Origin of the sequence: Cobetia sp. 5-25-4-2, from assembly GCF_013374075.1 — a bacterium.
Classification (GTDB): Bacteria; Pseudomonadota; Gammaproteobacteria; order Pseudomonadales; family Halomonadaceae; genus Cobetia; species Cobetia marina.
The window spans coordinates 284,360-308,241 of record NZ_BLWK01000001.1; the positions used below are offsets into that span (position 1 = coordinate 284,360).

Consider the following 23,882-nt stretch of genomic DNA (forward strand, 5'->3'; position numbering starts at 1 on the left):
TTCGCGGGCCGACGCCCGCAGACAGGCAAGGAGAGAGTCGATGACGGTGATTAACGCACGTGGGCGGCGTCTGAAGCACTGGGGCGCAGCCCTGATGATCGCGCCGTTGCTGGGCATGTCAGGGGCGGCCATGGCGGCGCCGGATGGCTTTGCTCCCGCAACTCACCCGGAGACGGCCAAGCTGGTGGATGAGCTGGTGGCCAAGGGGCTGGATCGCGCTCGCGTGACCGAGCTGATGAATCAGGCCGATTACAGCCAGAAAGTGCTGGATGCCATGTCGCGCCCGGCGGAAGGGCACCTGCGCTGGGACCAGTACCGCGCCATCTTCATGAAGGAATCTCGCATCGAAGCCGGCGTGAAGTTCATCGCCGAGCATCGCGAGACCTTCGATCGCGCCCAGGCCGAATATGGCGTGCCGCCGGAAGTCATCGCCGCCATCATTGGCGTCGAGACCTTCTTCGGCAAGCACACCGGTACCCACCGCGTGATCGACTCACTCTCCACGCTGGCCTTCGATCATCCGCGTCGTGGCAAGTTCTTCCGTGGTGAGCTGTCCGCCTTCCTGCAGCTGACGTTGGAGCAGGGCATCGACCCGCTCTCCATCAAGGGATCCTATGCCGGTGCGATGGGCTACCCACAGTTCATCCCTACCAGCTATCAGGCCTATGCCGTCGATTTCGATGGCGATGGCGTGCGGGACCTGTGGCACAACCCCGTCGATGCCATCGGCAGTGTCGGCAACTATTTCGCCCGTCACGGCTGGAAGGCCGGTGCACCGGTCGTCAGCGCAGCCGATGGCCCCGGTACTCCGCCGTCTTCCGTCACCTTCAACAAGACCAAGAAGCCCTACATGAGCGTCTCGGCACTTGAGGCGGCAGGGGTCGAGGTCGCGGGTGGCGTGGCAGGCAATACCCAGATCATCCCGCTGGCGCTGGACCTCAAGCAGGGGTATCGCTACGCCGTGGGCTATGACAACTTCTACGTCATCACTCGCTACAACCACAGTCATCTGTATGCGATGGCCGTGAATGAGCTGTCCCAGGCGATCAAGCGCCGTCTCGAGGATGGGGGTGCCGGATGAGCTGGTCACGCGCGCTGCCGTTGACGTTGGCGCTTGCCCTGCTGGCCGGTTGTGCCAGCAGTGGTGGCACCACGGTCAGCGACGGTGCTTCGCCGAGCACGGGCAAGAAGGCGGGCAAGAATGGGCGTTACGAGATGGATTCGGATGCCTATCCCGACGACGCGCCGGACGTCTCCGCGGTGCCGGATGCCGTGCCGAAGCCCGAGTCCTATACGCGCAGCGGCAACCGCAGCGAGTATGAGGTGTGGGGCAAGACCTATCATGTGATGGATGACCCGCGCGGCTACGTGGCGGAAGGTACCGCCTCCTGGTATGGCAAGAAGTTCCATGGCTACGCCACCGCCAGCGGCGAGATCTATGACATGTACACCATGACGGCGGCCCACAAGTCGCTGCCGCTGCCGACCTACGCGCGAATCACCAATCTGGACAACGGCAAGCAGGTCATCGTCAGGGTCAACGATCGTGGGCCCTTCCATGATGATCGCCTGATCGACCTGTCCTACAGTGCGGCGTGGCGTCTCGACATGCTTGGCCATGGTACCGGTCATGTGCGCGTCGAGACGCTGGATGCCAGCACCTGGCGGCCGGGGCCGAGCCCGACCCAGGGCACGGCCGAGTCCGAGCGCCTGCTGGCCCGCAGTCAGGCGGTGCGTCGCGAGCAGGGCATCGCAGGGCTTGAGGAAATGGGCGCAACCGGCGATTCCGTGGCGGCGAAGACGTCCAGCACGAGCGTTGCCGCCAAGCCCGTGGTAGCCTCTGCGGCGCGCGCGACCGACACCACGGCCAGCGGCGCTGATGCCAGCTTCCTGCAGGTGGCGGCGGTCAGTGACCTGCAAACGGCAGACCGCATCAGCAAGCGCGTCAGCGCGGCGCTTGATCGCCCGGTCCGAGTGCTGGGCAGTGGCAATCTTTACAAGGTGCAGGTGGGCCCGCTTGAAGAAAGCGTGCGTATCGAGTCGCTCAAGTCCGCGATCGCCGATGCCGGCTTCTCCGGCGCCTTCAGCGTACAGGCACCGCGCTAGCGGCGGTGATCTGGCGCATCCATCATGCATCCCACGAGGGTGCAACATGGCCGGGGCTTGTGCCCCGGCTAACGCATGAGTGTCAAAGAGATTTCAACATGTCCCTGAAAGCCAGACTTCTTCCATTGCGGCGCCGTCTTGCCGGGCTGATGGCGGCCAGCGGTATCGCGCTGCTGACCAGCGTCACCTCCACGCCGGCCCGGGCCATCGAGGCCGACACCCTGATTCCGGCGGCGCCGCAACTGGCCGCGTCCTCCTGGATTCTGATGGATGCCAATTCCGGTCGCATCCTGGTCGAGCACAATGCCGACAAGCGTCTGCCGCCGGCAAGTCTGACCAAGATGATGACGGCCTATCTGGTCGAGAATGAAATCGATGACGGCAAGCTGACGCCGGACGAGAACGTGCGTATCAGCGTCAACGCCTGGAAGACCGGCGGCTCGCGCATGTTCATCCGCGAGGGCACCAGTGTCTCGGTCGATGATCTGCTGCACGGCGTGATCATCCAGTCAGGCAACGACGCCAGCGTCGCGCTTGCCGAGCACATCGGCGGCAGCGAGGGCTCCTTCGCCGACCTGATGAACCAGCACGCCAAGCGTCTGGGCATGAACAATACCCATTACATGAACGCCACCGGTCTGCCGCACGCGGAGCACTACTCCACGGCACATGATCTCGCGATTCTGGCGCGCCACATTATCCGCGACTATCCGGATCACTATCAGATCTATTCCCAGAAGTACTTCACCTGGAATGGCATCAAGCAGCCCAATCGCAACAAGCTGCTGTGGCGTGACAAGGATGTCGACGGCCTGAAGACCGGTCATACCGATGAAGCGGGTTACTGCCTGGTGGCGTCTGCCAAGAAGGAAGACACGCGTCTGATCAGCGTGGTGATGGGCACCAGCTCCGAAGAGGCGCGTGCCCAGGAATCCCAGAAGCTCCTGACCTACGGCTTCCGCTACTTCGAGAGCAAGAAGCTCTATGACAAGGGTGCCGTGCTCAATCAGGCCCGTGTCTGGGGCGGCGAGAAGGATCAGGTGCGTCTTGGCATGGCCAAGGAAGTCTATCTGACCCTGCCGAGTGGCCAGGCCGACAAGCTGACTGCCCGTCTTGATCTGAAGGACACCATCAAGGCACCGGTGCAGGTCGGCGAGCAGTACGGCACCCTGCAGATCAAGCTCGAGGACAAGGTGCTGGCGGAAGAGCCGCTGGTTGCCCTGGAATCAGTCGAGCAGGGCGGTCTCTTCAAGCGTCTGTGGGACGCCCTGATGCTGTTCTTCCACGGCCTGTTCAACTGAGGCTGGTGCCGTCCGCCCTGGCCAGCGAGCAAGGTGATGCGACGGTGCCCGCCACGCGCCCCTGAAACCCGGGGGTGCGTCTTTCACGAAGGGCGATCCGGCTGACGGATCGCCCTTTGTTGAGTAGAATGGTCGGAAATAGAATCACTGGAAGGGCTTTCCCATGGCCAACACGCCAAAAGCGGGTGAGAAGACACCCCCCAAGATCGAATTCCCCTGCGATTTCTCCCTCAAGATCGTCGGCAATGCCGCCGAAGATCTCGTCGAAGTGGTCTGCAATGTCCTGGAAGTGCATGCGCCCGGTTTCGACGCCACGGCCATCACCTGGCAGGACAGCAAGAACGGCAACTATCGCAGCATCCGCGTGGTGATCCGAGCCACCGGAACCGACCAGCTGGATGCCTTGCACCGTGACCTCAAGGCCACCGGTCGCATCCACATGGTATTGTGACGTTCGCGTGAGACGAGCGACTTCACTGGCTTGCGCCATGAGCACAGGAGCGCATGCATGAACACGATTCACGTCCACCACCTCGGCGTGCTGCCGTATGAGGAAGTGTGGTCGGCGATGCGTGACTTCACCGATACCCGTTCGCCGGAGGCCCCGGATGAGCTGTGGGTAGTGGAGCACGCCCCCGTCTTTACCCAGGGACAGGCTGGCAAGCCGGAACATCTGCTGATGCCGGGTGATATCCCGGTGGTGCAGACCGACCGGGGTGGCCAGGTGACCTATCACGGCCCCGGCCAGCTGGTGCTCTACCCGTTGCTCAACGTCAAGCGTGGCGGCATCGGTGTTCGCCAGCTGGTGACTGCGCTGGAAGAGACGGTGGTGGCGGCGTTGGCCGAGCACGGCATCGAGGCGTATCCACGCCCCGATGCCCCGGGGGTCTACGTGAAGAAATCGGCGCAGCGCATGGATGATCCGCGCCGCTCGATGGAAGAGGCCAAGATTGCCTCGCTGGGGTTGCGCATCCGACGTGGATGCAGTTTCCATGGCGTGGCGATCAATCTGGACATGGACCTTGCGCCTTTCGGGCGCATCAATCCCTGCGGCTATGCCGGCATGGCGATGACCCAGCTACGCGACCTGACGCGCGAGCCAGTGGATCTTGCCGCTGAGCGTGACCGCCTGGTGCGTTGTCTGGGCGCAAGCCTGGGGGACGTGACCCTGACTCCGGTGAGCGGGCTGCCCGCGGCACTGGCTGACATTTCTCGAACAGCAGGACAGAACTGATGACCGAGACCACCGCTACCCCGAAGCCCGCTCCCTCCGCTGCTCCTGCTCGCAAGGAGCGTGGCGTGAAGCTGCGTGGCGCCGAGAAGGTCGCTCGCATTCCGGTGAAGGTGATTCCCACCGAGACCTTGCCGAAGAAGCCGGACTGGCTGCGCGTGCGCATGCCTGCCTCCCCTGAGGTGAGCCGCATCAAGCAGACCCTGCGCAAGCACGGCCTGCACACGGTGTGTGAAGAAGCCTCCTGCCCGAACCTGGGCGAGTGCTTCAGCGGCGGCACCGCGACCTTCATGATCATGGGCGATATCTGTACCCGTCGCTGCCCGTTCTGTGACGTGGCCCACGGTCGTCCCAATGCGCTGAATGCCGACGAGCCGCGCGAGCTGGCCGAAGCCATCGCCGAGATGCGCCTGAATTACGTCGTCGTGACCTCCGTTGACCGTGATGACCTGCGTGACGGTGGCTCCAACCACATCGCCGAGTGCATCCGCGAGATCCGCGAGAAGTGTGAAGGTACCGAGATCGAAGTGCTGGTGCCGGACTTCCGTGGCCGCATGCAGGTCGCGCTGGACGTGCTCGAGCAGACGCCGCCGGATGTCTTCAACCACAATCTGGAGACCGTGCCGAGCCTGTACCGCCGCGTGCGTCCGGGCGCCGACTATCAGTGGTCGCTGGATCTGCTCAAGGGCTACAAGGAGCGTCGCCCGGAAGTGAAGACCAAATCCGGTCTGATGCTGGGGGTGGGCGAGACTGACGAGCAGGTGCTCGAGGTCATGCAGGACCTGCGCAATCACGGCGTCGACATGCTGACCCTCGGGCAGTACATGCAGCCGTCACGCAGCCACCTGCCGATCGATCGTTGGGTCCACCCGGATACCTTCGACTGGCTCGGTCAGAAGGCGCGCGAGATGGGCTTCTCGCATGTCGCCTCCGGTCCGCTGGTGCGCTCTTCCTATCACGCCGACAAGCAGGCGCATGGTGTGGAAGTGAAATAAGCCGGACTGGCCCGACAAAAACCGCCGCGGAGATCATCTCCGCGGCGGTTTTTTTGGTTCATGAGCACAGGGGCGTGTGGTGGAGCGTCATTGCTCCGTGGCCAGCGGCAGGCAGGCGACGCTGTGCCCGGGAATCGGCTCCATCGGCGCGCTGAAGTGTGCGTTGAGCTCCGGCAGCAGCTCGCGCACGAAACGCAGGAACAGCTCGGTGACCGGCGTGGGGTAGCGATCCTTGGGATAGACCGTGCACCAGGAGCGTCTGAGCGGGAAGCCCGGCAGGGACGGCGAGGCCAGCAGGCCGGAGGCCAGCTCCAACTGGACGGCCAGCCGCGGCAGGATCGCCACGCCCAGATGCGCCATCACGCCCTGCTTGATGGCCTCGTTGGAGCCCAGCTCCAGCGTATGGCGCAGCGAGACGCGCTCGCGGGCGGCGAATTCCTCGAAGGCGGTACGCGTGCCGGAGCCAGGCTCGCGCATCAGCATGTAGTACTGGGCGAGATCCTCCAGCGTGACGCCCTTGACGTCCAGCAGCGGGTGGCCGGGCCAGACGATGGGGATCAGCTCGTTGTCCAGGATCGGCATGAAGGCCAGGTTGGCGTCATCGGGCACCATGCCCATGATCACCAGGTCATCGCGTCGCTCGGCGAGGCGTTCCAGTGCCTGGCCGCGATTGCAGACGCGCAGGCGCACCGAGACTTCCGGGTAGCGGGCACGAAAGCGCGCCAGAATGTGGGGCACCACATACTGGGCCGTGGACACGGCCGCCAGATTCAGCTCGCCACGGATGGTGCCGGCGATTTCCGACAGCTCCATCTGCAGGCTCGAGACTTCCCCGAAGATCGACTGTACCGAGCTTGCCAGCGCATCCGCCGCCGGCAGGATATGCAGCGTCTTGCCGGCATATTTGAACAGCGATTGCTCGAGCGCCTGCTCCAATTGGCGAATCTGGGCACTGACGGCGGGCTGTGTCAGTCCGAGTTGCTCAGCCGCACGCGAGTAGGACTGCTGGCGATGGACGGCCTGAAATACCTGTAACTGTCTGAAAGTTAATCGGTTTAGCAGATTTGGACGCGACATGACACACCCAGTCATAAGGTTTTACTTATAGATTGGCAAAAAAATATCAACTTTTCTATTGGTCTCTCGCTGGGTAGCGTGGAAAGCCTGAGAACATGACTGCCCTCGCAAGCCTCCAGGGTTGCAGGAGAGTCAGACGCAAGCCGTCAACAACAAGATCACCGCGTTCCGTCAGGGAGAGTCACCATGTTCCGCAAGTTGCTGATCGCCAACCGAGGGGAAATCGCAGTGCGCATTGTACGCGCCTGTGCCGAGATGGACATCCGCTCTGTCGCGGTCTACACCGAAGCCGATCGTTTCTCGCTTCACGTCAAGCGTGCCGATGAAGCGCATTTCATCGGCGAAGACCCGCTGGCCGGCTACCTGGACCCCCGTCGCCTGGTGGATCTGGCCCGCGAGACAGGCTGTGATGCCATTCATCCGGGCTATGGTTTCCTTTCCGAGAATGCTGAGTTCGCGAGAATCTGCGAAGCGGTGGGCATTGCCTTCGTGGGCCCGTCCAGTGATGTCATCGCGCGCATGGGAGACAAGACCGAAGCCCGCGCCGCCATGAAGGCGGCTGGCGTGCCGGTTACGCCGGGCTCGAAGGGCAATCTGGCCGATGTCGAGGAAGCCTTGAGCGTGGCGGAACAGGTGGGGTATCCGGTGATGCTCAAGGCTACCTCAGGTGGTGGGGGGCGGGGTATCCGGCGTTGTGATGATGCCCAGCAGCTCAAGCAGGCCTGGGGTCGCGTGATCTCGGAGGCTACCAAGGCCTTCGGCAGTGCGGATGTCTTCCTGGAGCGCTGCGTGGTCGACCCGCATCACATCGAGGTCCAGATTCTGGCCGACAGTCACGACAACGTGATCCATCTGTTCGAGCGTGACTGCTCCATCCAGCGCCGCAACCAGAAGCTGATCGAGATTGCCCCCAGCCCTCAGCTGACGCCGGAGCAGCGCTCCTACGTCGGAGAGATGGCGGTGCGCGCCGCGCGGGCCGTGGGCTATCGCAATGCCGGTACCGTGGAGTTCCTGGTCAAGGGCAACGAGATCTACTTCATGGAGATGAACACCCGCGTCCAGGTGGAGCACACCATCAGCGAGGCGATCACCGGCGTGGACATCGTGCGCGAGCAGATCCGCATCGCCTGGGGCCACAAGCTGGCCTTCCGTCAGGAAGACATCCGCCATCACGGCTATGCCATCCAGTTCCGCATCAATGCCGAGGACCCCAAGAACGACTTCCTGCCCAGCTTCGGGCGCATCACGCGTTACTACGCCCCCGGCGGGCCTGGCGTGCGAACCGATACCGCGATCTATACCGGCTACACCATCCCGCCGTATTTCGATTCCATGTGCCTGAAGCTCATCGTGTGGGGGCTGACATGGGAAGAGGTCATCAATCGCGGGTCACGCGCCCTCAATGACATGCGCCTGCAGGGGGTCAAGACCACCGCGCCTTACTATCAGGAAATCCTCAAGCATCCGGACTTCCGCAACGCGCGCTTCGATACCGGTTTCGTGGCGGCGCATCCGGAGCTGACCCAGTACTCGGTCAAGCGCCTGCCGGAACAGACGGCACTGGCGATCGCGGCGGCGATCGCGGCGCACGCCGGTCTCTGAGTCCACCCCTGACATGCCGTTCGAGTCCTTCCCCCGACTCCTCAACCAACAATGACAAGGACACCTGACATGACTGCTGCTACCTCCACTCCCCATGCCGCGAGCGACTCTGCGGCTGATGCCGTCAAGGTCACCGAAGTCGTCCTGCGTGATGGCCACCAGTCATTGATCGCCACGCGCATGCGCACCGAGGACATGCTGCCCATCGCGGCACGTCTCGATCAGGCCGGCTTCTACAGCCTCGAGGTCTGGGGCGGTGCGACCTTCGATGCCTGTGTGCGCTTTCTGAAGGAAGACCCCTGGGCGCGTCTGAAGTCGCTCAAGGAAGCCATGCCCAACACGCCGCTGCAGATGCTGCTGCGCGGTCAGAACCTGCTCGGCTATCGTCATTATGCCGATGACGTGGTGGAGGCCTTCGTCGAGCGTGCCGCGGCCGGCGGCATCGATATCTTCCGCGTGTTCGATGCCCTGAATGACCTGCGCAACATGGAAACCGCCATGCGCGCGGTCAAGAAGGCCGGCAAGCACGCCCAGGGCACCATCTGCTACACCGTGAGCCCGGTGCATACGCTGGAGATGTATGTCGAGCAGGCGCGCAAGCTGGTCGAGATGGGCGCCGATTCCATCGCGATCAAGGACATGGCCGGGCTGCTGACCCCGTATGCCACCTTCGACCTGGTGAGTGCGCTGGTCGAGGCAGTCGAAGTGCCGATCCACCTGCACAGCCATGCCACGGCAGGTCTGGCACCGCAGTGTCAGATCAAGGCCGTCGAGGCGGGCTGCCGCCACATCGATACCTGCATCTCGGCCTTCGCCGGTGGCACCAGCCACCCGGCCACCGAATCCTTCGTCGCCTCGCTGCGTGACACTCGCTGGGACACCGGACTGGAACTGGAGTCGCTGCGTGAGATCGGTGACTACTTCAGTGAAGTGCGCCGCAAGTATTCGGCCTTCGAGAGTGAATTCACCCGTGAGGATGTCTCGGTCCAGATCAGCCAGATCCCCGGCGGCATGATGTCCAACCTGGCCAGTCAGTTGAAGGAGCAGAATGCGCTGGAGCGCATTCGTGAGGTGTTCGCCGAGATTCCGCGTGTGCGTGCCGATCTGGGCTATCCGCCGCTGGTCACCCCGACCTCACAGATCGTCGGTACCCAGGCGGTGCTCAACGTGCTGACCGGTGAGCGCTACAAGAGCATCACCAATGAAGTGAAGCGCTATCTGCAGGGCGGCTATGGCCAGGCGCCGGCACCGGTCAACGAAGAGGTTCGCTCGCGTGCCATCGGCAACGCACCGGTGGAGGTCGGGCGTCCGGCAGACCTGCTGAGCCCGGAAATGGCGCGTCTCACCGAGGAGCTGGGCGAGCTGGCCGAGTTCCCTGAGGATGTCTTGACCTTCGCCATGTTCCCGGAGCTGGGACGTGACTTTCTCAGCGAGCGCCGCGCCGGCACCCTCACGCCGGAAATCATCCCCCAGGGCGAGGCGGAGCGTCCGGTGTCTTCCGGCGTGCCGACCGAATTCGTCATCGATGTCCACGGCGAGTCCTATGCGGTGCAGATCACCGGCGTCGGCGGTGCCAAGGGCAGCAAGCGTCACGTCTATCTGACTCTGGATGGCATGCCGGAAGAGGTGGTGTTCGAAGCCAAGGACGATTACGTGGCAGGTGGCCAGAGCGGCGGGCGCGCGAGTGCGTCTGCGCCGGGGCACGTCACCACGGCGATGCCGGGCAATATCGTCGAGGTGCTGGTGGCGGTGGGTGACAGCGTCACGGCAGGCCAGTCGGTGCTGATCAGCGAGGCAATGAAGATGGAGACCGAGATCACGGCGCGCGTCGACGGTACCGTCAAGGCCATCCACGTGGCTCGCGGCGATCGCGTCACGCCGGGGGAAGTACTGATCGAAATCGAGTGATGCCGCGGCCGGCGAGGTTGCAAAACCCGCTCGCCGTCTCCATCTGACAGCTATTCGATCACCAGGGACGGCCGGGCATCGTGGATGTCCTGCCGTCCTTTCCTGTGGAAGGACCATCATGGCAACACATTTCGAGCAGGTTCCCGGCCTGAGTGAGCAGATTGATCCGGCTACCCGAGGCTATGTCTTCAACCAGACCATGCTGCGCATCAAGGATCCGACGCGTAGTCTGGACTTCTATACCCGTGTGCTCGGCATGCGCCTGGTGCGCAAGCTCGACTTCCCGGAAATGCAGTTCAGCCTCTATTTCCTCGCCTATCTGGACGACGACCAGGCCAGCGACGTGCCGAGTGATGATCTCAAGCGCACCACCTACACCTTCGGGCGTGAGGCGATGCTGGAGCTGACGCACAACTGGGGGACCGAGGACGACCCGGACTTCGCCTATCATGACGGCAACGCCCAGCCTCAGGGCTTCGGCCACATCGGGGTCAGCGTGCCGGACGTCTACGCCGCCAGCGAGCGCTTCGAATCGCTGGGTGTCGAGTTCGTCAAGCGCCCCGATGATGGCAAGATGAAGGGTCTGGCCTTCGTCAAGGATCCCGACGGCTACTGGATCGAGATCCTGCGTGCCGATACCTTCGAGCGTCAGGCCAACGGCCAAGCCTGAGGCAGGCCTCCGATGTAAAAGAACCGCCACCACCGGCATGCCCGGGGTGGCGGTTCTTTCGTTGATACGAAACCCCGCGTTGCAGGGGTGTCAGTGGCATCCGGTTGCTGCAATGATGAGGTCTGACTGAGACGCTCAAGGTTCGAGATTGAGGGACCTTGAGATTGAGGGACCTTGAAATCGATGGCCCATGACGAAAGGGGAAACAGCCATGTCGGAGAATGCACAGCAGTTGAGCGGCAAGGTGGCGGTGGTGACCGGAGCCTCGCGCGGCATCGGCGCAGGCATCGCTCAGCGTCTGGCGGCGGACGGCGCCCGGGTGGTGGTCAATTACCGCAGTGATGTCGATGGGGCGAATCAGGTGGTGGCCGAGATAGTGGCAGCTGGCGGGCAGGCGCTTGCCGTCCAGGGCGATGTCGGCGACAGCAAGATGGCCAGTCAGCTGTTCACGGTGGCCACTGAGCACTATGGCGGAGTGGATATTCTGGTCAACAATGCCGGGATGAGCCTCTACAAGCCGCTGGCCGAGTTCACGGATGAGGACTTTTCCAGTCTGATGCAGGCCAACCTCACCGGCAGCTTCAACATGATGCGCGAAGCCTCGCGCAAGCTGCGTGATGGGGGCCGCGTGATCAATATCTCCACCTCCGTGACGCGCCAGATGTTCGCCACCTATGGTCCCTATGCGGCATCCAAGGCCGCGGTGGACCAGCTCACTCGCGTGCTGGCCAAGGAGATCGGCGCACGCGGGATTACCGTCAATGCCGTGGCGCCGGGCCCGACGGATACCGGGCTGTTCCGGCATGGCAAGAGCGAGGAGACCATCGAGCGTCTCAAGGGCATGGCAGCGCTGGGACGTATCGCGGATGCCACGGATATCGCGGCCGTCGTGGCCTGGTTGGCCGGTGAGGAATCCGCCTGGGTCACCGGGCAGGTCATCGGCGCCAATGGTGGTTTCGCCTGAGTGCGCCATTTACGGCTATGCTGATGGCAAGTCGGATGTTCATCAGTCGTTGTCATGAGGGGCAGGGATGAAGGTGACGGTAAGCGAAGCTCAGGAAAATGCATCGACAACGCGCGCATCGGCTCATGTGCTGCGGGTCGGCTACCCGGGACGGCTCGGGGGGTACTCACGCGAATGCGCCGCCAAGATGTATGCCTCGAATGCCACCTTGAGTGCCTATGCGGGCATCGACGAGGTGGTCAACGCCCTGGTGAGAGGAGAGGTGGAGGCTGCCGTCGTCCCCTGGTCAAGAGGGCATCAGCGACCGGTGACGGCCACCCACGAGGCGTTGGCCTGCTGGCCGGGCATTCGGGTGGAGCGTCGGCTTTTCCGTGCCATCAGCCTCAGCCTGCTGGGGCCACCGGACCTCTGTCCCTCGAAGGTCCAGCGCATCGTGGCGCGCGAGGCTCTGTTCGAGGAGTGCAGTGAGTGGCTTGAGCACAATCTCCCCGGTGTCGCACGCATCGAATGCCTGCACATGGCGGATGCGCTGGACATGGCCGAGGGGCGCCACGATACCCTGGCGATCGCGCCACCGTCTCTCGCACGCAGGCCGGGTCTGGTATGCCTTGCCGAGCGGATCGAGGACGACCCCGGGCGTGTCGCCCAGTTTGCGGTGTTGAAGCGCGATACCAGCAGCGTGCGTGGCCAGGGATATCTGGACGACGCGCCCTCAGCTTCGCCAGATTGTGTGGCAGGCGAGTCTGATCCGAGCTGAGTATCCTTCGACATGGCAGCCATCGCCCGTGCGTCGCTGCCATGTCCGGTGACCTGCTGATACTCTGAAGGCTTTCCTTGCCTCGGGTACGACACGATGCCTCACTCCATTGCTTCCTCAGAGACTGACACGAGAGCGTCAAAGGCCGATGCTACCTCGGCCAGCAGCCCCGACAGCTCGCCGTTGTCGTTTCCTGCATCCCCCGCGCCTCTCGACTCCCCCCTTGCGCTGGATGCGCGCCTGCCGGTACGGCCTGCCCCTTACGAATGTTCGCTGCCGAGTGCCGGACTGATTCTGGTCGATGAGATCAACGGCTTCTGTCAGGTGCAAGGAGGCGCTCTGGCCCCGCAGGCCGACAATGCCCAGGTAACCCGCATGGTGGCGCTCAGTGACGACGTGGCGCGCTGTTTCTCGGCGCACGCCCGCCCGCTGCTGGCCTTCATTGACTCCCACTCACCCGGCGTCCCGGAGCCGCCCTATCCCGCTCACTGTGAGCAGGGTAGTGGTGAGGATGAGCTGGTGGCCGAGCTTGCGTGGCTGGAGAGCGATCCGCATGCCACTCTGGTGCGCAAGGATTGCATCAATGGATATATTGGCGCGATCGACCCGGCAAGCGGTGTCAATGCGCTGCAGGATTGGGTTGGCCGGCAGCGACTGAAGACGCTGGTAGTGGCGGGAATCTGCACGGACATCTGCGTGATGGACCTGGTGCTGACGCTTCTCTCTGCACGCAATCATGGTCTGCTGGGCGAGGTGAGCGACATCGTGGTGCTGGAGCCTGCCTGCGCCACCTATGATCTGAGTGCGGAAAGCGTGGCTGCCCTTGGATTGCCTGCGCCCGCCATCCACCCGCAGCGAGACGCCCATCACATCGGGCTCTATTGCATGGCCTCACGCGGGGCGATCATCGCCAGCCAGCTCAGGATTCAGGCGTGAGGCATCAGACGCCTGGAGGAAGGGGCATGTTGCCGTTAGCTAGCCAGCTAGCCAGTCAGGTAAAGGTCCGAAATGTAGTTTGATTACGACATTTTCGCGGATATTCGCTGTCCTGCATGAAGCCAATGACGGTTTGGATCACGCTGACATGGGTCCATACGTAAACGCCCGCCCACTCAAATGAGGGGCGGGCGTTTACGTGTATCGGCAATGTGCCAGTGTCAGGCGCGGGTGCTGACCCAGTCATTGGCATCGGGGACCGCGATCTCGACCGACTCCGACATCAGTGATGAGTGGAACATGAAGTCGGCACTCGCGACATTGTTGGCCACCGGCACGTTCCACAGTGTCGCCAGGCGCAGCAGCGCCTTGACGTCAGGGTCGTGCGGCATCGGAGCGAACGGGTCCCACAGGAAGATGAGCAGGTCGAGATTGCCTTCGGCGATGCGCGCACCGATCTGCTGATCACCGCCCAGCGGCCCGCTCATCAGGCCTTCGACCTCAAGTCCGAGCTCCTTGCTGATGCGTCGGGCCGTGGTGCCGGTGCCCAGCAGCTGGTGGCGTGACAGCTCATCGCGCCAGCGCATGGCCCAGGCCAGCATCTCATCCTTCTTGCCATCGTGAGCCACCAGCGCAATCCGCTTGCGTTCTGCCAGGGTGCGTCGTGCCTGGCGCTTGGGTCGTTGCTCGCTCATGCCGCTTGATCTCCTGAAGGCGGGGTGTCAGCCCCGCCAGTGATAACGCTGCCGGTGTCGATCCGTCGATGCCGGTCGCTCAGTCGATGGTGCCACCGACAGTGACGATCTTCATGGTGTTGGTGCCACCGTGGGCATTCATCTGATCGCCGCGGGTCAGAATCACCAGATCACCACGGTTGGCGATGCCGCGCGCTTCCAGCTCGGCGATGGCGCGACGGTTGATCTCCTGCGCCGGCAGCTCGCTGGAATCGAAGGGCAGTGACACCACGCCACGATAGAGAGCCATGCGGCGCTGGGTCTTCTGGTCCTGGGCGAGACCGACGATCGGCAGACCCGAGCGGATGCGCGAGGCGATCAGCGGGGTGTAGCCGGATTCGGTCATGCAGACGATGGCCACGACCCCCGTCAGGTGGTTGGCCGCGTACATGGCAGACAGTGCGATGGTCTCGTCTGTCTTGCTGAAGCCTTCGTGGATGCGGTGCTGGGATTCCTGGGCGGCACGTTCACGCTCGGCACCCAGGCAGACACGATCCATGGTCTCGATGGTCTCGACCGGGAAATCGCCTGCCGCGGTCTCGGCCGACAGCATCACGGCGTCGGTGCCGTCGAGCACGGCATTGGCGACGTCGAAGACTTCGGCGCGGGTCGGCAGCGGGGCGCTGATCATCGACTCCATCATCTGGGTCGCGGTGATGACCACGCGGTTGAGGCTGCGGGCACGGCGGATCATGCGCTTCTGCACGCCGATCAGCTGTGCGTCGCCGATCTCCACGCCCAGATCGCCACGCGCCACCATCACGCCTTCACTGGCGAGGATGATGCCGTCGAGCACCGCGTCGTCGGCCACGGCTTCGGCGCGCTCGACCTTGGCGATCAGGCCGATGTCACGACCTTCCTCGCCCAGCAGCTCACGTGCCAGCTGCATGTCGGCGCCACTGCGCGGGAAGGAGACGGCCAGATAGTCCACGCCGATGTCGATGGCGGTCTTGAGGTCTGCCTTGTCCTTCTCGGTCAGCGCCTCGGCGGACAGGCCACCGCCTTGCTTGTTGATGCCCTTGTTGTTGGACAGCTTGCCACCCACCTTGACGGTGGTGTGGATCTCGTTGCCCTTGAGTTCGTTGACCTCGAGCACCACGCGACCGTCATCAAGCAGCAGAACGTCGCCGGCGACCACGTCATCGGCCAGTTGCTGATAGTCGCAGCCGACACGCTCGACGGTACCTTCATCGCGGCCCAGGCCGATGTCCAGGATGAACGGTTGGCCTTCCTGAAGCTGGACAGCGGTGTCCTTGAAGCGGGCGATGCGGATCTTCGGACCTTGCAGATCACCCAGCACGGCGACGCTGCGGCCCTGGGCGGCGGCGGCGGCACGGACGGCCTCGGCACGCATGCGGTGGTCTTCGGGGCTGCCGTGAGAGAAGTTGAGGCGAACCACATCCACTCCGGCACGGATCATCGCGTCGAGGACGCCCGGCTTGTCACTGGCCGGACCGAGTGTGGCGACAATCTTGGTGCGGCGGATCGGGCCGTTGAACGCGTGCGGCATGAGAACATACTCCTTGAACACTTGCGTGAGGGGTCAGGCGGTTTGTGTTGTCATTTTACTACATTGACGACGTAAAGGGAGCCTGTCGAGTGTCGTGGTTGATTGGTGTAGTAGCGCGTGAGTGATTTGGCTGCCATGGCGGCGATGGTAGCGACATGACTTGCGTCTTCACAAGCGCTGGCGTCAGGCTGGTGGCCAGTCAGACATGGCGTGATCCGAGAGGCCCTGGCTGTGAGGATGGCATCTACGTTGACCCGCAGGCCTGCCACTGCCTGTGTCAGTAATGCCACACTGATGTGACGAATCGTGAAAAGGCCACTTATATATAGTCATGGCTTGCCTGTCGTCATGGCGACACATGCACCTGGCGGGTTTGGCAGGTCCGGGTGCCGGTCGATGACCGCGTCATGCCTCGGACGTCGATTCTCGAGATTCGGGGTGGTGTGTGATGTCCGCTGCCACCACCCACATGGCGTGGTGCTGGCAACATTGCTGGTCAGCGCTGAAATGCTGGGGTAGGGTAGGCGCATTTTTAGGCTGGGATAAAACCCAGCGCTACGAGTCATTCGCCGGTGCAGTCAGCGCCGGCCAGGAGATGCGAGCAACCATGGGCAAGTCACTGGTGATCGTCGAGTCGCCTGCCAAGGCCAAGACCATCAACAAGTATCTCGGCAACGACTTCGTGGTGAAGTCGAGTGTCGGGCATATCCGCGATCTGCCGACCAGCGGTAGCGGCAAGCAGGCCACCGATCCCAAGGAGCGTGCCCGTCAGGCAGCCGAGACGCGCAAGATGTCGCCGGAAGCCAAGGCGGCTCACAAGGAAAAGAAGGCCAAGACGCAGCTTATCCGTCGCATGGGGGTAGACCCGGAGAACGGCTGGGAGGCGCATTACGAGATCCTGCCCGGCAAGGAAAAGGTCGTCTCCGAGCTGACGCGCCTGGCCGAGAAGGCCGACACCATCTATCTCGCGACGGATCTGGACCGCGAAGGTGAGGCGATTGCCTGGCACCTGCGCGAGACCATCGGTGGCGACGATACCCGCTACAAGCGCGTGGTGTTCAACGAGATCACCAAGAAGGCGATCACGGCGGCCTTCGATGAGCCGGGCGATCTGAAGATGGACCGCGTGCATGCTCAGCAGGCGCGTCGCTATCTGGATCGTGTCGTCGGTTTCATGGTCTCGCCGCTGCTGTGGGCCAAGGTGGCTCGTGGGCTGTCGGCCGGTCGAGTGCAGTCGGTTGCCGTGCGCTTGATCGTCGAGCGTGAGCGTGAGATCCGTGCCTTCATTCCGGAAGAATTCTGGGATGTGCACGCAGAGCTTGCCGCGACCAGCGGCGAGGCGATCCGTTTCGAACTGGCGCGTCAGGATGGCAAGGCCTTCCGTCCGACCAGCGAGAAGGAAACGCTGGATCGCATCGCGGCGCTGCGTACCGCTCGGCTCGCGATTTCCAATCGCGAAGACAAGCCGACCCGCTCCAAGCCGAATGCCCCCTTCATCACCTCGACCCTGCAGCAGGCGGCCAGCAGTCGTCTCGGCTTCTCGGTCAAGAAGACCATGATGATGGCGCAGCGCCTCTACGAGGCCGGTTACATCACTTACATGCGTACCGACTCGACCAATCTGTCGGCGGACGCGGTGGCCACCGCGCGGGACTTCATCGCTGAGGAATTCGGCGACAACTATCTGCCGCAGGCCGCCAACGTCTACTCCAGCAAGGAAGGCGCCCAGGAAGCTCACGAAGCGATCCGTCCCTCCGAGGTGGCGCGTCGCGCGACGGACCTCACCGGCATGGAGCGTGACGCGGAGCGTCTGTATGAGCTGATCTGGCGTCAGTTCGTCGCCTGCCAGATGGTGCCGGCGGAGTATCTGTCCTCGACCCTGACCATCGAGGTCGATGGCTACGAGCTGCGCGCCAAGGGCCGGGTGCTCAAGTTTGACGGTTATACCCGCGTGATGAAGCCGGCGGGCAAGAAGGAAGAGGACCAGTCACTGCCGGACCTGGCCATCGGCGAGGTGCTGGAGCTGGTCGAGCTGGACCCGCAGCAGCACTTTACCAAGCCGACGGCGCGTTACACCGAAGCCAGTCTGGTCAAGGAGCTGGAGAAGCGCGGCATCGGCCGTCCTTCGACCTATGCGGCGATCATCTCGACCATCCAGGATCGTGGTTACGTGGCGCTGGAAAATCGGCGTTTCTACGCCGAGAAGCTGGGTGACATCGTCACTGATCGTCTCAGTGAATCCTTCAAGGACCTGATGGACTTCGGCTTCACCGCGCGCATGGAAGACTACCTCGATGAGGTGGCCAATGGTCAGCGCAACTGGCGCGAGCTGCTGGATGCCTTCTACGCCGAGTTCAAGGCCGAGCTGGATCACGCCCAGTCAGAAGAGGGCATGCGCCCGAATCAGCCGGTGCCGACCGATATCGCCTGCCCGACCTGTGGCCGCGAGATGCAGATCCGTACCGCCTCCACTGGCGTCTTCCTAGGGTGCTCCGGTTACAACCTTCCGCCCAAGGAGCGCTGCAAGACCACCATCGACCTGTTGCCGGGGGATGAGGCGGTCGCCGCTGACGCGGATGAGAATGCCGAGACCGATGCACTGCGTGCCAAGCGCCGTTGCCCGATCTGCGCCACGGCCATGGACAGCTATCTGATCGACGAGCAGCGCAAGCTGCACGTCTGCGGCAACAGCCCGGACTGCGTGGGACATGAAGTCGAGCAGGGTCAGTTCCGCATCAAGGGCTACGATGGGCCGGTGATCGAGTGCGACAAGTGCGGTGCCGACATGCAGCTCAAGACCGGGCGTTTCGGCAAGTACTTCGGCTGCACCAACGAGGATTGCAAGAACACCCGCAAGCTGCTCAAGTCCGGGGAGGTCGCGCCGCCGAAGATGGACCCGATCCCCATGCCGGAACTTGCCTGCGTGAAGGTCGAGGATCACTACGTGCTGCGTGATGGCGCCAGTGGCCTGTTCCTTGCCGCCAGTCAGTTCCCCAAGAATCGCGAGACGCGTCCGCCGCTGGTCAGCGAGCTCAAGGCGCATGCCGACGAGCTGCCGGAGAAGTATCACTTCATCCTCAAGGCGCCGGAGAAAGACCCCGATGGCCGCCCGACGCAGATTCGTTTCTCGCGCAAGGCCAAGGAGCAGTTCGTGATGACGGACGAAGATGGCAAGGCGACGGGGTGGAAGGCGACCTTCGACAACGGCCGTTGGGTCGTCGAGGACAAGCGCAAGGGAGCCAAGAGCTGATGAGCCAGCGTGGCCGCACCAATCAACTGCTGTATCAGGCCGAGTTGCTGCTGGAGCAGGCGGCCGTCGCGACGCGTGATGAGCATGCCGTCGCACGGCGCATGGCCGGTGAGGAAGGGGCGCTGGCGTTGATGGAGCTGGCATTGGCCTCGTTGATCGAGGAGTGCGCCGCGTCGGCACGCTGGCCTGAGGGCAGCTGGCGCGAGCGGCTGGCCACACCGCCGACTCCCGTGGCGGAAATCGAGCAGTTGCGAAGCCTGCAGGCGCAGCCGGACAGTTGGTTGAGCCAGCTGGTGGCCGATATCACGCGTTTGCATGAAGAGGGCGGTGCTGCCCGGCGTGAGGAAGGCCAGGCGCGTGGCGATGGTCTCATCATCGCCGCGGCGGCCAATGCGCCTCTGGCAGAGCGTCTCGCCACGGCAGTCAGCGCCATGAAGGCGTTGCTGTCACACCTTCGCGAGTCGAATGTGGAGTGGTAGCGTCGCGCCTTGCCTGACCCGAAAGCGCTGGCATGTCACGCACCTGTCATTCAGGTGACGCCCTGGCATGACGGGTGCTAGACTGGCGGCATTGTGGCAAGCCCTGCATTCTCCGGTACGACCATGGCTCTGGCTGTGGTCGTACTTTTTTCTGCATTGTCGCCAGTGACTGCAAGTCGCAGGGCCTGCCCGCCGTCAAGCTGACGATCACAACGACGCCGGTATCCTCAGGATGCCGTGCAGGAGGAATGACGTGTCCGATCCCGCCGTACTTGAAATCGTGCAAATGGAAGATGGGGAAGTGATCCTGCGTGCCGCCGAGAGTGAAGGTGAGCCACTTCTGAGTATCCGCATCTCCGATGAAGCTGCCGATCTGCTGCGTGACAATCGCTTCGAGGTCGCGCGTGAGATGATCGACCACGCCATCACCCGCACCCGCCTGTGGGATGGCGAGGATGATGAAGACGAGCAGTCGGAAGGCATGGTGCACTGAGCACTTCCCGCATGTCTGCCAGCCACGAAAAAACCCGCCAATCGGCGGGTTTTTTCGTGGATGCCCAGATGACGACAATCGTCATCTGCGCGTCAGCGCTGTGAGGACAGACTGCCTGCGAGCCTTGAGATCAGTGCAGGCCGCCATCGCGGATCACGCCCACGCCGAGGCCCTCGATTTCCAGGCTGTCCGTGCGCAGATCCACCTTGATGGGAGCGAAGTCCTCGTTCTCGGCTTCCAGCCATACGTAATGGCCATCGCGACGGAAGCGCTTCACCGTCACTTCATCCCCCAGACGCGCCACCACGATCTGTCCGTCACGCACGCTGCTCGTGCGGTGCACGGCCAGCAGGTCACCTTCCAGAATGCCGACATCCTTCATCGAGACCCCGCGCACGCGCAGCAGATAGTCGGCGGCAGGCGAGAAGTAGTCACTGGGCAGCGGGCAATGGCGATCGATATGCTGGCTGGCCAGGATAGGGCTGCCAGCGGCCACTTCCCCGATGACCGGCAGGCCCTGCTCGCTATCCTCTTCCGCCTCGGCCAGAGACGGCACGCGGATGCCCCGCGAGGTGCCCGGCACCATCTCGATGGCTCCCTTGCGCTTCAGGGCACGCAGATGCTCTTCCGCGGCATTCGGTGAGCGAAAGCCCAGTGCCTGGGCGATTTCGGCACGCGTTGGCGGATAGCCTGAGGACTTGATGGTCTTGATGATGAAATCGAAGACATCCTGCTGGCGCGGAGTAAGCGGCTGAGTCATGGGCATTGCCTTTGGCCTGGGCGGCATCTGAGCTGACGGCACGGGGTGTGCATCCATACAACTGTCATTGTATCCAGTCATGGCGGTCATGCAAGGCATCGTGGGTGCTTTGGCAGCAACGTTGCCGGCATCTTCGTCGACATCGACATGCTGACGCGAGACAGCGGGTGTCCGGGACGCCCCATGACCATCCCGTCCCCGAATGTCCCGCGTGAATGCGCGTCCTGCCGGTCTTGGCTGTCGAGTGTTTGAAACAACCAGCAATTGCCAGTCATGGCATGGACAGCTAGAATTATCTTGTTTCAAACGAATGTTCGTCGGGCGCATCCGGCTACCGGTACACAGGCCCTGTGTGTCCTGTGCGTCTGTCCTGTGCTCGGGACACGGCTCGTGGCAGCCTCCGCCTCGGAGTCGCTGCCTGACACGCGGTGCGTGAAGACCGACATGTCGTTTGATTGACCTGCATGAGAAGAGTCGCCCCCGGGCCACGGCCTTGCCGTTTCCCGGGGGGACAAGGACTCCCGTGCCCCCTCGTGACTGATCACCTGACAAGGCATCCGCCCATGGCCCAGACCGATACCGTTACCCGTATCCTCGATACCGCCGAGGTCCTGTTCGCCGAGCGAGGCTTCGCCGAAACCTCGCTGCGCAATATCACCAGCAAGGCCAAGGTCAACCTGGCGGCGGTCAATTATCACTTCGGCTCAAAGAAGTCATTGATCCAGGCAGTGTTCGCCCGCTATCTCGACCCCTTCAGCGAGCGTTTCCATGCGGCACTCGACAGTGTCGAGCAGCAGCATGCCGGTCGTCAGGTGCCGCTGGAAACGCTGCTGGAAGTGATGGCGCGCACGGTGCTGGAGGTGCCGGCCGAACGCAACAGCCTGCGTACCTTCATGCGCCTGCTCGGGCTTGCCTATACCCAGGGGCAGGGCCACATGCGTCGCTACATCCGCGAGCATTACGGCACGGTCTTCAGCCGCTTCGCCGAGCTCCTGAAGCTTGCGACGCCGGACCTGCCAGACAACGAGCGCTTCTGGCGTCTGCACTTCATGCTCGGCAGCGTGATCTTCACCTTCTCGGGACTGGACGCACTGCGCGATATCGAAGAGGCCGAATACGGCCATCACACCAGTGTGCGCGAGCTGATCCAGCACATGCGTCCGGTGGTGGTGGCGGCGATGGCGGCTCCGCTGCCGGCCTCGCTCGGAGATGGTGAAGCGGTCACCCAGGCGGCAAGCTGATGGCTTGCTGGGTGGCGGTGGATCTCTCGCGCCAGCGTCTTGAGATACGCAATGACGCGCCCAGTGGCAGTCGTGATGCGCCGCCCCCCGCGGCTGACCCTGACACGCTGGTGCATGCCTGTGCGATCTCCAGCGGCCTCAACGGTATCGGCGAGCTCGATGGCAGCGGTTGCACGCCGACCGGCTGGCATGTGGTTCGCGCCGCGATCGGGGAGGGCAATCCGCGTGGTGCCGTCTATCGTGGGCGGCGCTTCACGGGAGAGGTGTTCACGCCTCGACTGGCCGCCGAGCACCCCGAACGCGACTGGATCCTGACGCGTATCCTGTGGCTCAGCGGTCGCGAGCCCGGTATCAACCGTGGCCGCAACGCGGCGGGACAGCGCGTCGACAGCCTGCGGCGCTACATCTACTTCCATGGCACGCCGACCAGCGAGCCGATGGGCACCCCGGCCTCCCATGGGTGCATTCGTCTGCGCGATGAGGATCTGCTGTGCCTTTACTGGCATGCGCCGGCCGGAACGCCAGTGCTGTTGCACGCCTGACGCTGCGTTGCCTGGCGGCTGGTGCTCGCGACTGTTCGAGTCGCGCTCAGTCGGCTAGAATTGCGCCTTTCCTCGCGCCGGCCGCCTGTCCTGAGGCTTGTCTTCCAGGCTGCCGAGCCCCGTAACGACATGAAACCCTGCCGTGCGTGCCATGCCTTGCAGCGCATGACACGGCCAGCAGGCCATGGACAGGAAGGATGTCATGACACAGCCATTGGGCTCCGTAATGCTCGACGTCGAGGGGCATACCCTCACGTCTGACGAACGTGAACTACTGGCACGCCCCGCCGTCGGCGGCGTCATCCTGTTTGCGCGCAACTGTGTTTCTCCCGAGCAGGTGCTGGCGCTGTGCGGTGAGATCCGCCGCGTCAATCCACATCTGTTGATCGCCATCGATCAGGAAGGCGGACGGGTGCAACGGCTGCGCGAAGGCGTGACCCGCCTGCCGCCGATGCGCGCCCTGGCACATTGCTGCCTGGGACGTGACTGTGACGGCTGCGGTGATGATGCCCAGTCGTCAGGGCTCGGGTTTGCCCGTGACGCCGGCTGGTTGCTGGGCATGGAGATGGCTGCCATTGGCTGCGACATCACCTTCGCGCCGGTATTGGATATCGATGTCGCGGGTTCCACCATCATCGGCGACCGCAGCTTTGGGACGACTCCCGAGGACGTGATTGCCGTCGGTACCGCCTTCATCGAGGGCCTGCGCGAAGCTGGCATGGCAGCGGTCGGCAAGCATTATCCCGGTCATGGTGGCATCGCGGCGGATACCCACCGCGAGCGCGTGATCGACCCCCGCCCCTTCCGCGAGCTGCGCGAGCATGATCTCAAGCCCTTCGCGGCGCTGGCGGATCGCCTGGGTGGCGTGATGCCGGCTCATGTCATCTACCCCGATTTCGATGCGCGCCCCGCCGGCTTCTCGCCAAGCTGGCTGGGGCTGCTGCGTGAGGAGTTCGGTTTCAAGGGCGCCATCTTCTCCGATGACCTGGGCATGGCGGCTGCCGTGGCCGAGGGCGAGCCGGAAGTGCGCGCTCGTCTGGCACTGGATGCCGGCTGCGACATGGCGCTGGTGTGCAATGATCCCGCCGCCGCACGTGCCGTGCTCGACAGCCTCGATGGGGATGAGCAGCGCAATGCCGGCAAGCGTCAGGCGCGTCTGCGCTACGGGCGCGCCCGCCCCACGCTCGAGGGCCTTGCGGGGCTGTCTCGCTGGCGGCGTACCCATGCACGTCTCGAGGCGCTGGCGGCCAGTCAGCCGCTCGAGCAGGTGGCCATGCCATCGGGCTTGGCTGAATGAGCCAGCCTTGAGGGGCTTTTCCTCCAGAC

Annotated in this window: 22 protein-coding genes; 18 read left to right on the forward strand and 4 right to left on the reverse strand. The window is 63.5% G+C overall.

Translation table 11 applies throughout. The features are described 5' to 3' along the window. The first annotated feature begins 40 nt into the window (after positions 1 to 40). From mltB to lipA, 6 genes are all read left to right on the forward strand, one after another. Entirely contained in the window at positions 41 to 1,081 is a 1,041-nt protein-coding gene (mltB, locus tag HXS65_RS01270; RefSeq protein WP_077371920.1) for a lytic murein transglycosylase B, read from the forward strand. Next, positions 1,078 to 2,106 carry a septal ring lytic transglycosylase RlpA family protein gene (locus HXS65_RS01275; protein ID WP_176492925.1) on the forward strand — a complete coding sequence of 343 codons (1,029 nt, stop codon included), beginning with the start codon at positions 1,078 to 1,080 and terminating at the stop codon, positions 2,104 to 2,106. Before mltB ends, HXS65_RS01275 begins: the two co-directional genes overlap by 4 nt. Positions 2,107 to 2,204: 98 nt before the next feature. Then, positions 2,205 to 3,407, forward strand: a complete 1,203-nt coding sequence (locus HXS65_RS01280; RefSeq protein WP_084209159.1) for a D-alanyl-D-alanine carboxypeptidase family protein — start codon at positions 2,205 to 2,207, stop codon at positions 3,405 to 3,407. 163 nt (positions 3,408 to 3,570) lie between these two features. Further along, on the forward strand, positions 3,571 to 3,858 hold the full coding sequence (locus HXS65_RS01285; protein WP_077371930.1) for a YbeD family protein: 288 nt from the start codon (positions 3,571 to 3,573) through the stop codon (positions 3,856 to 3,858). A 57-nt stretch (positions 3,859 to 3,915) separates the two neighbouring features. Further along, positions 3,916 to 4,641, forward strand: a complete 726-nt coding sequence (lipB, locus tag HXS65_RS01290; protein ID WP_084209158.1) for a lipoyl(octanoyl) transferase LipB — start codon at positions 3,916 to 3,918, stop codon at positions 4,639 to 4,641. Further along, entirely contained in the window at positions 4,641 to 5,633 is a 993-nt protein-coding gene (gene lipA, locus HXS65_RS01295) for a lipoyl synthase (protein ID WP_077371936.1), read from the forward strand. Before lipB ends, lipA begins: the two co-directional genes overlap by 1 nt. A gap of 87 nt (positions 5,634 to 5,720) precedes the next feature. On the opposite strand, the gene HXS65_RS01300 is transcribed toward lipA, so the two are convergent. Next, entirely contained in the window at positions 5,721 to 6,710 is a 990-nt protein-coding gene (locus HXS65_RS01300; protein WP_077371939.1) for a LysR family transcriptional regulator, read from the reverse strand. Positions 6,711 to 6,896: 186 nt separating this feature from the next. Here HXS65_RS01300 and HXS65_RS01305 point away from each other — a divergent pair, with 186 nt between their 5' ends. From HXS65_RS01305 to HXS65_RS01330, 6 genes are all read left to right on the forward strand, one after another. Continuing rightward, a complete protein-coding gene (locus HXS65_RS01305; protein ID WP_176492926.1) occupies positions 6,897 to 8,312 on the forward strand; it encodes an acetyl-CoA carboxylase biotin carboxylase subunit in 1,416 nt (471 codons plus the stop codon). A 69-nt stretch (positions 8,313 to 8,381) separates the two neighbouring features. Then, positions 8,382 to 10,220 carry a sodium-extruding oxaloacetate decarboxylase subunit alpha gene (gene oadA / locus HXS65_RS01310; RefSeq protein ID WP_176492927.1) on the forward strand — a complete coding sequence of 613 codons (1,839 nt, stop codon included), beginning with the start codon at positions 8,382 to 8,384 and terminating at the stop codon, positions 10,218 to 10,220. A 118-nt stretch (positions 10,221 to 10,338) separates the two neighbouring features. Next, complete coding sequence (gene gloA / locus HXS65_RS01315) at positions 10,339 to 10,890, forward strand: lactoylglutathione lyase (protein ID WP_077371949.1); 552 nt, start codon at positions 10,339 to 10,341, stop codon at positions 10,888 to 10,890. Positions 10,891 to 11,101: 211 nt separating this feature from the next. Then, on the forward strand, positions 11,102 to 11,854 hold the full coding sequence (locus HXS65_RS01320; protein WP_176492928.1) for an SDR family oxidoreductase: 753 nt from the start codon (positions 11,102 to 11,104) through the stop codon (positions 11,852 to 11,854). Positions 11,855 to 11,921: 67 nt separating this feature from the next. Beyond that, complete coding sequence (locus HXS65_RS01325) at positions 11,922 to 12,611, forward strand: prephenate dehydratase domain-containing protein (protein WP_176492929.1); 690 nt, start codon at positions 11,922 to 11,924, stop codon at positions 12,609 to 12,611. 183 nt (positions 12,612 to 12,794) lie between these two features. Then, complete coding sequence (locus HXS65_RS01330) at positions 12,795 to 13,547, forward strand: isochorismatase family protein (RefSeq protein ID WP_218015031.1); 753 nt, start codon at positions 12,795 to 12,797, stop codon at positions 13,545 to 13,547. 221 nt (positions 13,548 to 13,768) lie between these two features. Here the strand turns inward: HXS65_RS01330 and HXS65_RS01335 are convergent, their stop codons facing one another. Both HXS65_RS01335 and pyk read right to left on the reverse strand, forming a co-directional pair. Next, positions 13,769 to 14,242 carry a methylglyoxal synthase gene (locus tag HXS65_RS01335; protein ID WP_077371960.1) on the reverse strand — a complete coding sequence of 158 codons (474 nt, stop codon included), beginning with the start codon at positions 14,240 to 14,242 and terminating at the stop codon, positions 13,769 to 13,771. A 79-nt stretch (positions 14,243 to 14,321) separates the two neighbouring features. Then, entirely contained in the window at positions 14,322 to 15,791 is a 1,470-nt protein-coding gene (pyk, locus tag HXS65_RS01340; RefSeq protein WP_077371963.1) for a pyruvate kinase, read from the reverse strand. Positions 15,792 to 16,398: 607 nt separating this feature from the next. On the opposite strand from pyk, the gene topA reads away from it, so the two are divergent. The 3 genes from topA (at position 16,399) to HXS65_RS01355 (ending at position 20,013) form a co-directional block, all read left to right on the forward strand. Further along, positions 16,399 to 19,041, forward strand: coding sequence for a type I DNA topoisomerase (gene topA / locus HXS65_RS01345; protein WP_077371966.1), 2,643 nt, complete (start codon positions 16,399 to 16,401; stop codon positions 19,039 to 19,041). Beyond that, entirely contained in the window at positions 19,041 to 19,520 is a 480-nt protein-coding gene (locus HXS65_RS01350) for a DUF6586 family protein (protein ID WP_077371969.1), read from the forward strand. The genes topA and HXS65_RS01350 overlap by 1 nt, the downstream gene beginning before the upstream one ends. A 253-nt stretch (positions 19,521 to 19,773) precedes the next feature. Next, a complete protein-coding gene (locus HXS65_RS01355; protein ID WP_103751365.1) occupies positions 19,774 to 20,013 on the forward strand; it encodes a hypothetical protein in 240 nt (79 codons plus the stop codon). A gap of 130 nt (positions 20,014 to 20,143) precedes the next feature. Here HXS65_RS01355 and lexA read toward each other — a convergent pair whose 3' ends face one another. Next, entirely contained in the window at positions 20,144 to 20,773 is a 630-nt protein-coding gene (gene lexA / locus HXS65_RS01360; RefSeq protein WP_077371975.1) for a transcriptional repressor LexA, read from the reverse strand. Between the two features lie 563 nt (positions 20,774 to 21,336). Here lexA and HXS65_RS01365 point away from each other — a divergent pair. The 3 genes from HXS65_RS01365 to nagZ all read left to right on the forward strand — a co-directional run bounded on the left by HXS65_RS01365 (position 21,337) and on the right by nagZ (position 23,853). Beyond that, the gene (locus HXS65_RS01365) at positions 21,337 to 22,014 is read left to right on the forward strand and encodes a TetR/AcrR family transcriptional regulator (protein WP_077371978.1); all 678 of its coding nucleotides are present in this window, start codon (positions 21,337 to 21,339) and stop codon (positions 22,012 to 22,014) included. Next, positions 22,014 to 22,556: a L,D-transpeptidase gene (locus HXS65_RS01370; RefSeq protein ID WP_176492931.1), complete on the forward strand. Its 543-nt coding sequence runs from the start codon at positions 22,014 to 22,016 to the stop codon at positions 22,554 to 22,556. Before HXS65_RS01365 ends, HXS65_RS01370 begins: the two co-directional genes overlap by 1 nt. A gap of 202 nt (positions 22,557 to 22,758) precedes the next feature. Continuing rightward, positions 22,759 to 23,853: a beta-N-acetylhexosaminidase gene (nagZ, locus tag HXS65_RS01375; RefSeq protein WP_084209151.1), complete on the forward strand. Its 1,095-nt coding sequence runs from the start codon at positions 22,759 to 22,761 to the stop codon at positions 23,851 to 23,853. Positions 23,854 to 23,882: the final 29 nt, after the last annotated feature.

Coding starts and splice junctions, on each gene's coding strand:
- topA (WP_077371966.1), top strand. CDS start 16,399: ATGGGCAAGTCACTGGTGATCGTCGAGTCGCCTGCCAAGGCCAAGACC.
- nagZ (WP_084209151.1), top strand. CDS start 22,759: ATGACACAGCCATTGGGCTCCGTAATGCTCGACGTCGAGGGGCATACC.
- oadA (WP_176492927.1), top strand. CDS start 8,382: ATGACTGCTGCTACCTCCACTCCCCATGCCGCGAGCGACTCTGCGGCT.
- HXS65_RS01320 (WP_176492928.1), top strand. CDS start 11,102: ATGTCGGAGAATGCACAGCAGTTGAGCGGCAAGGTGGCGGTGGTGACC.
- HXS65_RS01350 (WP_077371969.1), top strand. CDS start 19,041: ATGAGCCAGCGTGGCCGCACCAATCAACTGCTGTATCAGGCCGAGTTG.
- HXS65_RS01300 (WP_077371939.1), bottom strand. CDS start 6,710: ATGTCGCGTCCAAATCTGCTAAACCGATTAACTTTCAGACAGTTACAG.
- gloA (WP_077371949.1), top strand. CDS start 10,339: ATGGCAACACATTTCGAGCAGGTTCCCGGCCTGAGTGAGCAGATTGAT.
- HXS65_RS01285 (WP_077371930.1), top strand. CDS start 3,571: ATGGCCAACACGCCAAAAGCGGGTGAGAAGACACCCCCCAAGATCGAA.
- lipA (WP_077371936.1), top strand. CDS start 4,641: ATGACCGAGACCACCGCTACCCCGAAGCCCGCTCCCTCCGCTGCTCCT.
- lipB (WP_084209158.1), top strand. CDS start 3,916: ATGAACACGATTCACGTCCACCACCTCGGCGTGCTGCCGTATGAGGAA.
- HXS65_RS01335 (WP_077371960.1), bottom strand. CDS start 14,242: ATGAGCGAGCAACGACCCAAGCGCCAGGCACGACGCACCCTGGCAGAA.
- mltB (WP_077371920.1), top strand. CDS start 41: ATGACGGTGATTAACGCACGTGGGCGGCGTCTGAAGCACTGGGGCGCA.
- HXS65_RS01325 (WP_176492929.1), top strand. CDS start 11,922: ATGAAGGTGACGGTAAGCGAAGCTCAGGAAAATGCATCGACAACGCGC.
- HXS65_RS01305 (WP_176492926.1), top strand. CDS start 6,897: ATGTTCCGCAAGTTGCTGATCGCCAACCGAGGGGAAATCGCAGTGCGC.
- HXS65_RS01370 (WP_176492931.1), top strand. CDS start 22,014: ATGGCTTGCTGGGTGGCGGTGGATCTCTCGCGCCAGCGTCTTGAGATA.
- pyk (WP_077371963.1), bottom strand. CDS start 15,791: ATGCCGCACGCGTTCAACGGCCCGATCCGCCGCACCAAGATTGTCGCC.
- HXS65_RS01275 (WP_176492925.1), top strand. CDS start 1,078: ATGAGCTGGTCACGCGCGCTGCCGTTGACGTTGGCGCTTGCCCTGCTG.
- lexA (WP_077371975.1), bottom strand. CDS start 20,773: ATGACTCAGCCGCTTACTCCGCGCCAGCAGGATGTCTTCGATTTCATC.
- HXS65_RS01280 (WP_084209159.1), top strand. CDS start 2,205: ATGTCCCTGAAAGCCAGACTTCTTCCATTGCGGCGCCGTCTTGCCGGG.
- HXS65_RS01365 (WP_077371978.1), top strand. CDS start 21,337: ATGGCCCAGACCGATACCGTTACCCGTATCCTCGATACCGCCGAGGTC.